The organism is Streptomyces sp. NPDC001480, assembly GCF_042894725.1.
Classification (GTDB): Bacteria; Actinomycetota; Actinomycetes; order Streptomycetales; family Streptomycetaceae; genus Streptomyces.
Genome location: NZ_JBIAVX010000023.1, coordinates 15617 through 29673, shown reverse-complemented (window position 1 = coordinate 29673; position 14057 = coordinate 15617). Strand labels below are relative to the sequence as shown.

15 protein-coding genes and 3 pseudogenes are annotated in these 14057 nt (G+C 68.6%); 9 read left to right on the top strand and 9 right to left on the bottom strand.

Annotated features, from left to right (window positions below):
* Window positions 1-405, top strand: a pseudogene (locus ACFY01_RS39775) (CBS domain-containing protein).
* A gap of 50 nt (window positions 406-455) precedes the next feature.
* On the top strand, window positions 456-764 hold the full coding sequence (locus ACFY01_RS39770; protein WP_390740667.1) for an SCO5918 family protein: 309 nt from the start codon (window positions 456-458) through the stop codon (window positions 762-764).
* Window positions 765-811: 47 nt separating this feature from the next.
* On the opposite strand, the pseudogene ACFY01_RS39765 reads toward ACFY01_RS39770, so the two are convergent.
* From ACFY01_RS39765 to ACFY01_RS39750, 4 genes and pseudogenes are all read right to left on the bottom strand, one after another.
* Window positions 812-1024, bottom strand: a pseudogene (locus tag ACFY01_RS39765) (ADP-ribosylglycohydrolase family protein); the annotation flags it as partial.
* Between the two features lie 428 nt (window positions 1025-1452).
* On the bottom strand, window positions 1453-2079 hold the full coding sequence (locus ACFY01_RS39760; protein WP_390740666.1) for a hypothetical protein: 627 nt from the start codon (window positions 2077-2079) through the stop codon (window positions 1453-1455).
* A 69-nt stretch (window positions 2080-2148) separates the two neighbouring features.
* On the bottom strand, window positions 2149-2841 hold the full coding sequence (locus tag ACFY01_RS39755; RefSeq protein ID WP_390740665.1) for a hypothetical protein: 693 nt from the start codon (window positions 2839-2841) through the stop codon (window positions 2149-2151).
* The gene (locus ACFY01_RS39750; protein ID WP_390740664.1) at window positions 2838-3359 is read right to left on the bottom strand and encodes a sigma-70 family RNA polymerase sigma factor; all 522 of its coding nucleotides are present in this window, start codon (window positions 3357-3359) and stop codon (window positions 2838-2840) included. The genes ACFY01_RS39755 and ACFY01_RS39750 overlap by 4 nt, the downstream gene beginning before the upstream one ends.
* Before the next feature lie 195 nt (window positions 3360-3554).
* On the opposite strand from ACFY01_RS39750, the pseudogene ACFY01_RS39745 reads away from it, so the two are divergent.
* A pseudogene (locus tag ACFY01_RS39745) lies at window positions 3555-5053 on the top strand (ISL3 family transposase).
* Window positions 5054-5770: 717 nt separating this feature from the next.
* Here the strand turns inward: ACFY01_RS39745 and ACFY01_RS39740 are convergent.
* A complete protein-coding gene (locus ACFY01_RS39740; RefSeq protein ID WP_390740663.1) occupies window positions 5771-6007 on the bottom strand; it encodes a hypothetical protein in 237 nt (78 codons plus the stop codon).
* Window positions 6008-6401: 394 nt separating this feature from the next.
* Between ACFY01_RS39740 and ACFY01_RS39735 the strand changes: the two genes are divergently transcribed.
* Window positions 6402-6491, top strand: coding sequence for a DUF6207 family protein (locus ACFY01_RS39735; RefSeq protein ID WP_390740662.1), 90 nt, complete (start codon window positions 6402-6404; stop codon window positions 6489-6491).
* 499 nt (window positions 6492-6990) lie between these two features.
* On the opposite strand, the gene ACFY01_RS39730 is transcribed toward ACFY01_RS39735, so the two are convergent.
* A complete protein-coding gene (locus ACFY01_RS39730; RefSeq protein WP_390740661.1) occupies window positions 6991-7722 on the bottom strand; it encodes an SDR family NAD(P)-dependent oxidoreductase in 732 nt (243 codons plus the stop codon).
* 91 nt (window positions 7723-7813) lie between these two features.
* Between ACFY01_RS39730 and ACFY01_RS39725 the strand changes: the two genes are divergently transcribed.
* The 4 genes from ACFY01_RS39725 to ACFY01_RS39710 all read left to right on the top strand — a co-directional run bounded on the left by ACFY01_RS39725 (window position 7814) and on the right by ACFY01_RS39710 (window position 10722).
* The gene (locus ACFY01_RS39725) at window positions 7814-8239 is read left to right on the top strand and encodes a MarR family winged helix-turn-helix transcriptional regulator (protein ID WP_390740660.1); all 426 of its coding nucleotides are present in this window, start codon (window positions 7814-7816) and stop codon (window positions 8237-8239) included.
* 162 nt (window positions 8240-8401) lie between these two features.
* On the top strand, window positions 8402-8893 hold the full coding sequence (locus ACFY01_RS39720; protein WP_390740659.1) for a hypothetical protein: 492 nt from the start codon (window positions 8402-8404) through the stop codon (window positions 8891-8893).
* Between the two features lie 372 nt (window positions 8894-9265).
* On the top strand, window positions 9266-9760 hold the full coding sequence (locus tag ACFY01_RS39715; protein WP_390740658.1) for a hypothetical protein: 495 nt from the start codon (window positions 9266-9268) through the stop codon (window positions 9758-9760).
* A gap of 542 nt (window positions 9761-10302) precedes the next feature.
* Entirely contained in the window at window positions 10303-10722 is a 420-nt protein-coding gene (locus tag ACFY01_RS39710; RefSeq protein ID WP_390740657.1) for a CBS domain-containing protein, read from the top strand.
* 222 nt (window positions 10723-10944) lie between these two features.
* Here ACFY01_RS39710 and ACFY01_RS39705 read toward each other — a convergent pair whose 3' ends face one another.
* Both ACFY01_RS39705 and ACFY01_RS39700 read right to left on the bottom strand, forming a co-directional pair.
* Window positions 10945-11310 carry a DUF6233 domain-containing protein gene (locus ACFY01_RS39705; RefSeq protein WP_390740656.1) on the bottom strand — a complete coding sequence of 122 codons (366 nt, stop codon included), beginning with the start codon at window positions 11308-11310 and terminating at the stop codon, window positions 10945-10947.
* Between the two features lie 60 nt (window positions 11311-11370).
* On the bottom strand, window positions 11371-11673 hold the full coding sequence (locus ACFY01_RS39700; protein ID WP_390740655.1) for a hypothetical protein: 303 nt from the start codon (window positions 11671-11673) through the stop codon (window positions 11371-11373).
* Window positions 11674-11786: 113 nt separating this feature from the next.
* On the opposite strand from ACFY01_RS39700, the gene ACFY01_RS39695 reads away from it, so the two are divergent.
* Window positions 11787-12413, top strand: coding sequence for a TetR/AcrR family transcriptional regulator (locus ACFY01_RS39695; RefSeq protein ID WP_390740654.1), 627 nt, complete (start codon window positions 11787-11789; stop codon window positions 12411-12413).
* 115 nt (window positions 12414-12528) lie between these two features.
* On the opposite strand, the gene ACFY01_RS39690 is transcribed toward ACFY01_RS39695, so the two are convergent.
* Window positions 12529-13878: a ferric reductase-like transmembrane domain-containing protein gene (locus ACFY01_RS39690; protein WP_390740653.1), complete on the bottom strand. Its 1350-nt coding sequence runs from the start codon at window positions 13876-13878 to the stop codon at window positions 12529-12531.
* Window positions 13879-14057 lie beyond the last annotated feature (179 nt).

Below are 14057 nucleotides of genomic sequence, written 5' to 3'. Positions count from 1 at the left end.
TTGACGCTGATCCAGACGCAGCCCCGCCCGGCGGGCGCCAACCCCGCGCACGGGACGGCGGTGGAGGGCATGGACGAGGCCGAACCGCAGGTCTGTGACGACATGAGCGTCGAGGTGGCGCTGGCCGTCATGGCCGCCGCACGCACGGGCCGACTGGTCGTCTGCGACCAGGACGACCAGTGCACCGGCCTGGTAACCCGTACCGAACTCGCCGCCGTCCGTGACAGCTCCGACTACACGCACCGTGTCCGCCTGCGCGACATCCTCGGCGACCACGGTTCGTTCGCCTAACCCGTGACCACGGTGGCCGAAGCCGGGCAGGCGATGCGCTCCCGTCGGCTCGGTGTCCTGCCGGTGGTCGACGAGCAAGGCAGCGGCCTGGGCATCCTCGCCCTCTCCCGCTGAAACACCTCGCCCCTGGTCGGACCGTTCTTCCCTTCTCCCTGTGAGGCCACATGCGCTGCGTCATCGCCCGCTTCCACTTCGAGCTCACCAGAGGCGGAGTGCTGGAATCGATGAAGGGCATCAAGCCTGAACCGGTCACCGGAGCTTCGGTGATCATCGGCCGCCGCCACTACCCCCTCAAGCAAGTCGGCCAAGTCATCACCCGCCAGGACCACCGAGACTTCAGCGCCGGCGAAGTCCTGCGGGCCATGACTCAGCTCGGCTTCACCTGCCGCGCCGTTCCCAAGGCAGCGCCCCCGGACATTCTCAGCCCGATGCAGCACGCCTCCGTGATGCTCGGCACCCCCGTCACGGTCTGATCCGGCTGTCCACAGCGGAACGGCAGGCGGCTGCCAGGAACGCAGAGCTCCAGCAGCGACTTCCCGACCAGGAGGGCCATCTGCGTGTCGTCAGTGGCTTCGCCTGGGTCCCAGCCACCGCCTCCGCACATCTCGCCACCGGACCAGGCGGGAAACCGCGCGGAGAATGCGCCGTGTGGACCGAACTCGAAGGGGCCGCCCAGGGCGTCACCCACCGCTGAGCCGACGACCGCGACAGCGGCCCGCTGAATCCGCTTCATTCGCGCAGGCTATCTGTGCCGCGCCGACGGCCGCGCGGCGCAATTCCTTCTTCGGCCCCCCGAACCATCGGCAGCGAACGCGTCTCGTCTACAGAGGTGCGCCGCCTGCGACACCCTGGGTCTGAGACACCCGTGCAGGTCACATAACGGCTTCGGACACCCAGGCGCACCAGGTGGGCCGGTCGGCGCCAGCGTCGCCCAGGTGTTTCTCGGCTGCGGTGAGAGCGCGCAGGACGGCGCGTCGTTCACTGTGGTCGCCTCGTGCAGCGAGGGTGCTGGCGAGGCGCACGGCAGGTCGGCAGGAATCCGCACCGTCGGACGGGTTGATCCGCGGCACGGTGTCCACATGTCGCACGAGCGACCTGGTCTCCGTCACCCCGGCCCTTGGCGGGCTTCCATTGTGTGGGTCCGGGGTGCGTCTATCGGGTTCACTGGCTCTTCGTGGAGATGTCGCGGGTGGCTTCGAGGAGGGGCAGCGGGTGGACACCGTCTGCCGGCGTGGCGTCGGAGGGTTCTCCCTGCGACTGGACCGACATGACGACGACCACCTGGTAGTCGCCAGGGTGCTTGTCCACGTCGGACCACGTGGTGCCGGGGCAGAGGCTGTCGATCGGCAGGGTCTTGGTGTAGGGGCGCCGGCCGACGGGGTACAGGAGGGCCGACAGGCGGGCCGGACCGGTGTGGGCGACGGGCTTCTGGCGGCCGGCGATTACGCCGTGCTTGAGTAGGAGGGCTGTGGGGGGGACCTCACCGATCGGCAGGCTGAGTGCCTGAGTCCGCTCGCGGGAGGTGATCTTGTAGGTGGTCCGAAGGGCGGAGCCCTGCCGCCGCAGGGATGTGACGGTCAGTTGCAGAGGCTCGTCGGGGCCACTGACGACGACGGGGCGTTCGACGGTGCTGTCGCAGGGCAGGGAGCGGTCCTGTTGCTTCCGCGGCGGGCTCGTTGTGGTCGGGGCGGGGTGGGCCTGGTCACCGGTCACCGCGTCGGAACTCCCCCCGCATCCGGCGAGGGAGAGCAGCAGGACGGGGACGGCGGGCACCAGGGCGCGACGCATGAGTTCCTCCAGGAGGTGTCGAGAGCAGTGCGAGTTGAGAGGGAGAAGCCGGCCATGAGGTCGGGCGTTTCATCCGGCCAGGGGTGCACGGGCGACGATCAGTGAATCGGGGGCCTCGGTGCCGGATGGCGCAGCAGGCTGGGTGACGAGGACGACGGCCACTTCGTAGCCGTCCTTCCACGCCGAGCTCCAGGTGGTTCCCACGCACGGCCGGCCCGGCACCGGTCCGAGTTCGGCGCGGTGTGGACGGGCGGGGGTGATGGTCACCTTGTGCGCGGTGTTCTCGGATGCCGGTCCGGATGGATCCTGACCGGCCACGACCCGGCCGTCCTTCAGGACGAGGACCCGTGGCCCGCCGGACAGGACCGATGGGGCGGTCGCCTTCACCGCGTAGGTGATCTGAGGGGCTCCGTTTGGGGCCGCGCGCACGTCGGAGATGTGCACGGTCACGGCTCCCCGGCCGGTACTCGCCGGGACTCTCGCGCCGCAGGTGTAGTGAGGGAGCCCCGGAGCTGAGCCACCGGTCGCCGCAGGCTGCCTGTGTACCTTGCCCGCCGGAGACTTGATCTCCGGCGTCGAGGCGGACGGCAGCGTGTTCAGCACCACGGCGGCGGCCACGGCCAGGCCCGCCCCGGCCACGACGGTGTACCGGGCGGCTCTGCGCCGGCGGACCCGAGTCCGGATCCGCTCGGTGTCGATCCCCGCCAGCGGTGTGCGTTGCGCTGCGGCCAGCAACTGTTCGCGCAGATCGTTGGGCTTCATGTCTCCAGCCTTTCCTCCGCGACATGCTGGGTGGGTGGCCGCAACTGGGCGCCCAGTCTGGCCAGCGCGTCGCTCAGATGACGTTTGACCGTCCCCTCACCGCAGCCGAGCCGCGCCGCGATGTCCGTGGTGGACACGTCCTCGTAGTAACGGAGCACCACGCAGGCCCGCTGCCTCGGCGACAGTCCGCGCATGGCGTCCATGAGGTCGATCCGGTGCAGGACGTCCGTGCTGTGGTCGGCGACCGGTGCCGAGGACACGAGCCGTGGAAGCGCGCGGATCCAACGGGCTCGGCGCCGGTGCAGGTCCAGGTAGCGGTTGAGCATCGTGCGACGCACGTATGCCTCCGCCTCTCCCAGTTCCCACGCACGGCGGGGCCGGGAGAAGACCCGTACCAGTGCCTCCTGAACCAGGTCGGCGGCCTCCGCGCGATCGCCGCACAGCAGGAAGCCGTACCGGTTCAGCTCCGCGCCGCGCTCCTGCGCGAGCTCGGACAGCAGTCTCGACCATTCGGCCACATTCCCTCCGATCCCCTCACCCGGTATCACGAACAACTCCCCCGTCCGGTTGGGGCCTTGCGGCCAGGAAGTTCGACGGGCCGCCGGGGCGGTGGGGTCTGTCAAACGAGCGGGTCTGTTCCGTAGTCGGTGGTGACGGTGGGTGCTCGCCTGTGATCATTGAGCGTGCATGATGCGAACAGGCTCGTGGGAACGGTGTTTTCGGGGTTGTCGGCGTTGGTCATCGAGGATGTGGCGGACGGTGGCGAGACAGTCCGGGTTTCGGCTCGGACCCGGGATGTGCCCGTTCCCTGTCCGGTGTGCGGGGTGGTGACGGGTAGGGTCCACGGGTATCACGGCCGGACGGTGCGGGATGTGCCGGTCGACAGGTCGTGGTCCAGGTGAGGATACGACGGCTGGTCTGTCCGGTCCTGGGCTGCAGGCGGCAGACCTTCCGAGAACAGGTCCCCGGGCTCCTGGAGCGCCATCAGCGCCGCACCACACGTCTGACCGGCCAACTCTCCAAGCTGGTCAAGGAGTTATGCGGCCGGGCGTCCGCGCGAGTCGCCCGATCCCTGGCCGTGCCCGTGTCGTACGCCTCCGCCCTGCGGCTGCTGCGGCGGGTGCCCCTGCCGGAGGCGCGGATCCCGCAGGTGATCGGGGTCGACGACTTCGCCCTGCGGCGCCGACACAGCTACGCCACGATCATCATCAACACCGGGAGCGGTGAGCGAATCGAGGTACTGCCCGGCCGCGAAGCCGCCACTTTGGAAGCCTGGCTGCGCGGACATCCGGGCATCGAGGCCGTGTGCCGGGACGGATCGGCCACCTACGCCGAGGCGGTCCGCCGAGCCCTACCCGACGCGGTCCAGATCAGCGACCGCTGGCACCTGTGGCACAACCTCGCCGAGGCCGTCCGCAAAGAAGTGGCCGCGCACAGCACCTGCTGGGCGCAAGCGGGCCCGCCCCCGGCCGAGGGGAGACAGGCCGCCACCACCCGCGAGCGCTGGCAGCAAGTCCACGCCCTGCGCGAGCGAGGAGTCGGACTTCTGGAGTGCGCGCGCCGCTTGAACCTGGCTCTCAACACCGTCAAGCGCTACGACCGCGTGGCCGAGCCTGAGCGCCTCATCCGCGCCCCCAAGTACCGGCCCACCCTTGTGGACCCCTACCGCGACCACCTGCGCCGACGCCGGCTGGAGAACCCGGCCGTCCCCGTCACCCACCTCCTCCAGGAGATCAGGGAACTGGGCTACACCTGCAGCTCGAACCTCCTCGTCCGCTACATCAACCAGGGCCGCGTCGAGGCCGACCGGCCCGCACTCTCGCCCCGGCGCCTCGCCCGCTACCTGCTCACCCGCCCCGACCGCCTCAAGGACCACCAGCGGGAACGCATCGAGGCCGCCCGCACCGCCTGCCACGAGATGACCGCTCTGGCCGACCTCATCCACTGCTTCGCCGTACTGCTGGATCCCGCCGACGGCAACGCCGCCCTGCTGAGCACCTGGATCGCCTCGGCCCAGGCTGAGGACCTGCCCCACCCGCATGCCTTCACCCGGGGCCTCGAGAAGGACCGCGCCGCAGTCGACGCCGCCCTCACCCTGCCGCACCACAACGGCGGCACCGAAGGGGGCAACAACAAAACCAAGCTGATCAAGCGCCAGATGTACGGCCGCGCGAGCTTCCCTCTCCTCCGCCACCGCATCCTCCTGAGCTGACCGCACCCTCCATCACCACCGAGTACGAAACAGACCCAGAACGCTTACACGCTCCGGGAAGGGAAGGGCGGCCGTGGTGGCGGGGCGTCGGGGGATCCGGCGGCCGTCAAAGGGCGTTGCGCGTCCGCGGGGCCTACGCGCTCAGCGCCTGACAGTCGGCGCACCCCGGAGGAACCAGGACGCCAGCCGGGCGCAGCGTTCGGGAACGGACGTCAGTCGTCCTGGCCTCGGCTGTGCTCGTACAGGGGGCGGGTCTCGGTCACGCCGCGCTGCCAGTTGCGCTCGTTGTCGCCGTGCTCGCGTGAATCCGTAACGGGGTCAGCTGGGCCGGGGTGGCGGGATGCGGGCCTGCTCGCGGGGCCGGAGGTGGTGCGGTCGCCGCGTGTGCCTTGTCCGGCCCCGGTCTTTCCCTTGTCTACGTGGTGGGGATCCCGACAGCAATGCCGAGCGCCTCGGGCTGCGACCGAACCAGCTCAAGACCATCGAGATCCGCCTCGACACCGTCCGAGATCTGGCACTCCACATCCACGCCCAGGGACACCCCACCCGGGCGAGCATCTTGAGCGGAAGTCCCACTGCATGTCGGGGCGCCCGACTACTGCCGTATCCCCGGCCCGGGAGAGCCGCCGGGACGGGTCGGGCAGTCGCCCGGAAGCGGCTGCCCGAGCCGTACCAGGGGGTGTTTGGCGGCCAGGGCCCGGTTGAGTGCGTCGAGCGCTAGCGCGTGCAGGGCGCGGGGTCCGCAGTCGGGTGGGCGTCGGCCCGGTCGTGTTGGAAGGCTTTCCAGCTCAGGTAGGCGGGGGCCGGGGTGGGCAGCAGCGTGGCCGTCATCGCGGCCCTGCCCGAATGGAAGTACCAGGCGAGTAGCAGTGCCCCGCTCAATGTCAGCACCAGCGCCAGCAGGTACAGCGTGCCTACGTGCTTCGGCCCCGGGCCGTGTCCCCCGTTTCTCACAGTCAGTCATCATGCCGTCACTCGGCTCTGCCGGGGCGCTACTTGGAGCACTTGCACGAGGGGATGCTTTACCACTCCTGCTCGTTGTCGGTCTTCCGGCTGGACGAGGGACGCCACCCCTCGGCCGGGACGGCATCCTCCGTTCCCGCCTCCCGCTCAGCCGGGAATTCCAGGCCACAACGACGGAATTCGCTCAGCGGCGGGCTGGTCGCCACCGGCTGCCGGCACTGACTGCGCCGCGCGGTCGTACCGGCGGTGGGCTGGCACCCCCCTGGGGGGCAGGCTAGAGAACGCTAGCGAAGGGGCGGCGACAGCCCCTGGTGGCCCGCCACTTGGTCGGGTGAAGACACCGCCGCTGCGGAACCCGCTCAGCAGACCAGGCGTAGTGTCGTACATGGAGCCGATCAATGAGGTGCACGTCAGTCGGCCGGGCCTGGTCGTCGTCGACGTCGCGGCCGCCGACGAGGACACCGCGCCCACTTGAATCAACCGGTCGGCTCGGGTGCGTCGGCCGACGCGCCGCCGCAGGTTCTCGCAGAGGTCCAGCAATGATGTTCGCCTGTCAGGTGGTGCGGTCTCCGGCAGGCCGTCGCTGTGCGGCGCGTTCCACGAACGGTCCAGGGCACTTCTAGGCTGGCGCAGTGAGTGACAAGGACACGTACACCAGCTACGTACGGCTCCCCGGGTGCACCTGCGGAAGCGCTGGGTGATGACGGCGCGGATGTCAGGGCCGTCCTTGACTGCGCTTCCCGCGACTGGCGCGGACTGACCATGACACCCGCAGGGCTCCGGCTCGTGCAGGACCTGCGCCACTCGCTCCGCGACCCGCCTCGCCAGCTCCGCCCCCGAGACACCGCCCCACTCCACCCTGCCGATCACCAGACCATCACCGCGATCGCGTAACCAGCCTGCGGACGGTCCGGTGATCGTGGCCAAGGTCTTTGGGATTGTGTGCCATCCGGCTCTGGCCCGGCGCCAACTCGTTAGATCATGCCTCCGGCGGCGTTGATGGTCTGGCCGGTGATCCAGCGGGCGGCGTCGGAGGCCAGGAACGCGACGACGTCGGCGATGTCGGCGGGTTCGCCCAGGCGGCCCAGCGGTGTGCGGGCCTTGGCGTCGTCGATGACGTGCGGGGGCACGGTGGCTATGACGTCGGTACGGGTCAGGCCGGGCAGGACGCTGTTGACCGTGACGGATCTGGAGCCCACCTCCCAGGCCAGCGTACGGGCGAGTTGGTCACCGGCGGCCTTGCTGGCGGCCAGCAGCGCCATGCCGGGCAACGGCGATACGGTCAGGGCGGAAGAGATCAAGATGATCCGGCCGTGGTCGCTGATGCGCTGCGCGGCCTCGCGCAGGGCGACGAACGTGGCCCGCACGTTGGCGTGCAGGTACTGGTCGAAGTCGTCATCGGTGGCGCGGGCCAGCGGCCCAGCGGTCGCCGTGGCCGCGTTGTTCACCCACACATCCACCCGGCCGTACTGGCTCTCGGCCGCATCGAACAGCTCCGTGACCGCTTCGGGGCGGGTGATGTCAGTGCGGACCGCGGTGGCCTGCCCGCCCGCGTCCTTGATCTGGTCCACGGCCCGCGCAGCGGTCTCCTGGTAGCGGGAGCCGATGACGACGCGCATCCCCGCCGCGGCGAGCCGGTCGCTGATCGCCCGTCCGATGCCGCGTGATCCGCCGGTGACGACTGCGACCCGATCCTCGATACGCATGACCCCTCCAATTGGTCGACTCTATGGATAGTCCATAGCATCGACTAATTTGGTAGAGGGTGTCAACTGTCCAGGTAGTAGACTGCCTGCCATGGTCGCCGCACCCGATGACGAACTCGTCGAGACGCTGATCGGCGTCTTCATGGAGATTGATGGCCTGTTCAGCACGACGAGCCGCCAACTAGGACTAACCCCCCAGCAGGCGCAACTGCTGTGCTTCGCCCAACATCTGCAGCCGTCCTTCGGCGAGCTCGCGACCCTGCTGCACTGCGACAAGACCAACATCACCGGCCTGGTCGACCGGCTTCAGCGACGCGGCCTGCTCACCCGCCAACCCGACCCCAGCGACCGCCGGATGACTCGCGTCCACCTCACCCCCCAGGGCGAGGCGGTCACCGGCCAGTTCCAGCAGGCCATCAACACCACCCTGACCACCCGCTTCAGCTCCTGGCCCAGCACCCAACGCGACAGCCTCGTCCACCTGCTCCAATCCGCCACAACAGCCCTACGCCCCTGACCTCAGCGGCCACCTCCGACCCCAACACGCCACCAGCCCCGCAAAGCCGATCACACCGAACCGCCACCGCACCGCGTAACCTCACCATGAAGCCGGAACCTACGCCCGTTCCTCATTTACACCGGACTCCGGTCGCCACCAGTACCAGTGGTCCTGCACGCGATGCGCTGGCCGGACGAGATCCGCGACCCCACCGAGCTGCTGCCACCGCCGGTCCAGGTATCCGACGAGGAGATCGAGGGAGCCCTCGCACTCATGGACACCCTGACCGTGGACAAGCTGGAAGGCCCCGACTTCCAGGACCGCTACACCGAGGCAATCACCCAGATCATCGAGGCGAAGCGCGAGGAGAAGCCGCTCCCCGAGACGCCCGAGCATGAGGAGCCGTCCCAGGTGCTGGACCTGATGGCCGCGCTGCAGGAATCGGTGTCCAAGGCCAAGGCGGCCCGCGGCGAGGCCGACGCCGAGGTGCACGAACTGCCGAAGCAGAAGGAGACCGCCGCGAAGAGCCTGTGCGGCGGTGCCGGCATGCTGGCATCTCCTGGCGGAGCGCCTCGACCGCCTTCTCCCGGGCTGGGACAGCAACCTGCATGTGTCCCGCTGTCGGCCCAGTGCCGTGGGGCGGGAATGTTCCCTGGGCGCGGGTGGTTGTGAGAGACGCGGTTGTGAAGGGGACAGTGTCCCCGGGCCTCACCTATTGCCTGCAGGGACGATCGTTCGGCTGAAGCCTTGCTGTGCCTTTCGCCGCGTGGGCGACCGCCCTTCACGATCACACCGTTTTCAGGATCAGCCCCGGACAGCGTGCACTGTCCGGGGCTGATCCTTGTCTAAAGAAGTGGACCAAATCCATGACTCGTGGTCGGAAGGGTGTTGATGGGTGGCCGAGTGGTTCCCTGATGCCTTCCGCCATATGTCGGCATGGGTGTGACACGGATAGACCTGCCCTGCTGCGTACGCGTGCGTCCGCGGTCGTAAGCTGCGGCGCGAGTAGGGGGATCGGTGAAGCGTGGCGTAGTGACGCGAGGTGTGCGCTTCGGCCTGGTCGTTGGAGGGGTCTGCGCGCTGGGCTGGGGTGCCGTGTGGACGGCTGGCGTGATCGGCGCGTTGGTGCTGGGGCACTGGCACGTCGTGCCTTCGGCTCTCGTCTCCGAAGTGATCCTCGTGGGCGGCAGCCTCTTTGCGGGTGCGCTGCTGGGTCTACTGCTCGGTGTGACACTCGCGCTCGCCCCCGGCTGGCTTACCTCTCATGGGCTGCTCTGCCGGCTTCTGGCGGGATTTGTTGCCGGCCCGCTCTTCCTGGGCGAGGTCGTGGTCAGCGTGGAGGGCGGCATTCTGCCGGTGCTGTTGACGATCGTCGGTATCCCGGTGATTGGTGTTGTAGCGGCTGCGTGCAGTGGTGACATCGCGGGAAGGAACCGCCGTCATGCCTGGTTGTGGCCGCGCCCGCCTTCGTTGACTAATGTTCGGGCACTCCCTTGGCGAGGCAGGCTCCGTGCCGTGGTCGAGTTGCTGTGGAACTGATACATGCCGCCTCGGCGACAACTTGCCCTTGCCGGTGGTGCGGCCGTCAAAGGGCGGTTGTCGCGTAGCAGGGCTTAAAAAGGCACACGGTCACATACAGCGGGTGGATGGGCACCGAAGGCGTCATGAGCGTGGAACGCGCAGGGCGCTGACGCCCTGCGCCCCGGGGCGATCCTCAGATGCACGTCGGCGCGCCCGAAGGGCAGACCGAGGTGATCGACGCCCAGGCCCTGCCCCCGATACTGGATGCGATCACCGCCCGTGGCTACCGCTTCATCGACCTTTGCACCCTCCTCGCGCCCCGGCCCGCCCGGCGCGGAACGGGGACAAGCCTTGAGGCGCACGCGCCTCAAGGCAACTCTGGAACGCGAGCGCCGTCTTGTCGAGGGTGGCCATGATCTTTCACGGACGCCCTGGCCACACAGCCGTGGAAGTCACTAGCTCCTGCGGGATGGCCCAATGTGCGGTACGGCGCGCGGTCGGGTACCCGGTCGGTGCAGCACGGTGGGTGCCAGCCCAGTGCGTGGAAGAAGGGAGGCCTCATGACGCAGCATGTACGTGACATCATGACCAGCCAGCTGGTGACGGTCGAACCGCAGGCCTCGGTGACGGCAGTGGCCCTGAAGATGCGTGACGAGAACATCGGAGCCGTCCTGGTGACGGAGGGCGACGAACTGCGCGGTCTGGTCAGCGACCGCGACCTCGTGGTGCGTGTCCTGGCGGAGGGCGGCGATCCGCAGCAGAAGACCGTTGCCTCCGCCTGCAGCGAAGATCTTGTCACCGTGACGCCCGACGAGGATCTCGATCGTGCGGTGCAGCTCATGCGCGAGCACTCCGTCCGCCGTCTGCCGGTCATCGACGGCGGCCACCCGGTGGGCATCGTGTCCCTCGGTGACATGGCGATCGAACGGGACGCGCAGTCGGCCCTCGGCGACATCAGCGCGGCAAAGCCGAACCAGTAGGACACCCGTAGCAGAGGTGCGAAAGGATGCGGGGCGCCGGTTCGGCGCCCCGCAGACCTGTGTGCCGGCCGCCAGGCCGCTGGCACTGAGTAAGACCGTCGGCGGCGTCATGCCCCTGACAGCCCCGGCGTGCACAGCGCGCACCGTGGCTGCACCGCCACGGCGCCCAGGATCACCCCTACGCGACCGCTGACGACTACCTCCGTGGGCGATTGGTGAAGATCAGGCGTCGTGATGCGGCTCTGTTAGGCGGTCTAAGTCGATGATGCCGAGATGCGCGTCGGGTCGGCAGTGGGTGCAGGCGCTGGTGCCGTCGGCGAGCAGACGGCGGGCTTCGTCTTGCTCGACGGGCCGGCGGCGTTTTCCTGGCATGTAGCAGGTGCCCCGGTGGATTTGTACCGGTGGCCGACCGACGCCGAGTTCGACGATCCACTCGGGCGGCTTGGGTTTCGCCCGTCGGCCGTGGTCCTGTTCGGCCTGCGACTTGAGCAACAGTTCGATCTTGCGGTCGATGCGGGCCAGCCACATCGCATGCCACACCCGCAAGGTGCTCAGCCGCTCCAGGTCCGGCGGCAGATCATCGAACATGTTATCGATGTGACTGAGCGCTATAGGTGGTCCGGCTGGACAACTTCGATGCTCAGTTCCCTAAGGGCGAGCCGCGCTGGAGAAGCCGGCGCGTCCCGGGAGTGCCACCAGGGGACTCCAGTGCCCGCGGGTGGTGATCACGGTGTAGGCGTGTTCGCGGTGGCTTGCGGCGGGAGAGCAGGACGTCGTGGAGGGCGCCGGGACGGGGACGACGGTGGCTTCCCTGCCGAGGCAACCCGACCAGCGGGCAGTCTGGGCGACGTCCAGGACGGTATCGGAGCGGTCGCCGACCTCGGACGAGCGGTCGCCGATGGGCTGATCGAAGGGGGTGCCGCCGCTCCATGCCCAACCGGCGTTCTCCATACTGGATACGGTGTTGCTGTTATGGTGCTGCCCGAGGAGGTGGACGTTCAGTGGCAGCAGCTGGTCCTACGCGAGCGACCTCGGCATCGGCTCGGCGCCCGGGGCGTCCGCCCGTGCCGCTGGAGCGCATCGTCTCTACCGCACTGCAGATCGTGGACGATGAAGGGGCCGACGCTCTCTCGATGCGGACGCTGGCCCAGCGCCTGGGCTCGGGCACGGCGACGCTGTACCGGCATTTCGACAACCGGGCAGCGCTGGTCGCCCATGTCGTGGACCGCATGTTCGGCGCTGTGCAACTGAATGGCGACGAACTCCTCGCGATGGGCTGGCAGCAAGCGTTGCGGACGGTCGCGCACACCATGTTCGAGGCCCTGGCCCGGCACCGGAACGCGGCGCGCCTGATGGTCGAAGAGATTCCCCTGGGGCCGAACGCCATGGCGCTGCGGGAGCACTGTGTCGCCGCGCTGCTCGGCAGCGGCTTCCCGCCGCGACTGGCCGCGCACGCCTTTGCCACCCTATCCCGCTACGTCCTCGGATTCGCCATGCAGGTCAACGGTCATGGCAGCGGCGGGCAACTCGACGACGCACAAGTGTCCGCCGTCTTTCAAAGCGTCGATCCAGCCTTGTTCCCGGCAACGGTCACCGTCGCCGGGTCGATGCCCGTTCCGATCGAGGACGAGTTCTCCTTCGGACTCGAACTCCTTCTCAGCGGGCTTGCCCACCTGCGCGACGACGCCTGACCAGCCAGGACGATGCGAACCTGAGGCCGCCCGCCCACGGAGTCATCTCGATCGGCCTGGAGCGTCGCCACAGCTGCTGGTGCTGAGCGCGTGATCTCGTGTGGTCGGCGGCTCGTCAGCGGAAGGCGAAGTGCTCGGCGTGGAGATGCTGGCGGGGGACGCCCTGGCGATGGAGGGCGCGAGTGAGGTTTTCGATCATGGAGGCGGGGCCGCAGAGGAAGACGTGTGTGTCGGGGGTGATCGGTCCGGCCTCGGCCTGGATTCTTTCGGCGGTCAGACGGCCGTGGCTGCGGCTGAACGTCGGGTGGAGCCGGAACTCGGGGCGGTGTGCTGCCGCTGCGGTGAGTTCCGGGAGGAACGGTGCGTCTTCGGCGGTGGGGGCGCAGTAGAAGAGGTCTGTGCGGGGCGGCGCTGCACCGGGGTGGGTGAGCCAGCCGAGGAAGGGCGCGATGCCGATGCCCCCCGCGATCCATATCTGCCGGGGTCCGCCGAGGGTGTGGTCGAACATGCCGTAAGGACCCTTGAGGGTTGCGGGGTGTCCTTCACTTATGTCCGTGTAGAGGCCGCGTGTACCGCGGCCCAGGGCACGGATGGTGAGGCGTACCGAGCCATCGGCCTGCGTTCCTGCGACGCTGAAGGGGTGTTCGTGCCAGCCGCCGACCCGCAGGTAGACGAACTGGCCCCCTGTCACGGGAAGCGTCGTCTCGCCGGTGGGCGTGAGGGTGAGGTCGAGGATGTCGGGTGTCGGCCGCTCGACACGGTGGACGGTGTAGTCCGCCCGGGGTTCCCTGTGCCGTAGCACCAGTTCGTCGTAGGTGTAGGCAGTCATGCCGATGGTGGCCATCGTGACGTAGATCGCCAGGAGGGGCGTGGATCCGTTGATGATGAGATCGAGGAACCAGCCGTGCAACAGCGCCGACAGCAGCAGCAGGCCGGTGAGGCGATGCAGGAACAGCCAGCGCTCGTAGGGCAGTCGGAGGATGCGGCCGACCTGGCCGAGTGAGACGAGGACGAGCGGCAGCAGGCCGATGGCGGAGACGGCGCCGAGGAGATGGCTCATCCCTACCGATGCGGTCCGGTGGGTGTAGCCGTACTGGCTCCCGTCGAAACCGGAGAAGAAGTGGAGGAGCAGGTGGGGGGTGAGCAGGAGTATGGACCATACGGCGTACAGCTTGTGCTGGCGGTACATGCGGTCCAGGCCGCCGAACCACTGCTCCAGCCACATCAGGCGGGTGGCCAGTACCAGGGTGCAGGACATCAGGTAAGCGGACAGGACGCCGGCGAACTCGCCGACGAAATAGACAGCGCTGAGGCGCTCGGGCCTGAGCCAGTCCCAGGCCAGATAGAGCATGACGGCTCCGGTCGTGACCGACAGGGGTCCGACGTGGCGCTTCTTCAGGCGCGCGTCCAAGGGGGCGCGCGCGATCCGTATAGCGTAGATCGCTATCACGATCAGGACGGGCATTGTCTACCCCTCGGGGGTCGGCGCTGTGGACGAAGGGGCGCTGGTGAAGACTGGCGGGCCGTGCGGTCGCGGCTTGAGCGCCCTCGAGCCCAGGCGGCTGCGTTTCCTGCCACCTCTAATATTGGCTACAACGTAGCCGTTTAGCTGGTTAGCGTCCAGTGGTGCAATCGGATGCCCGT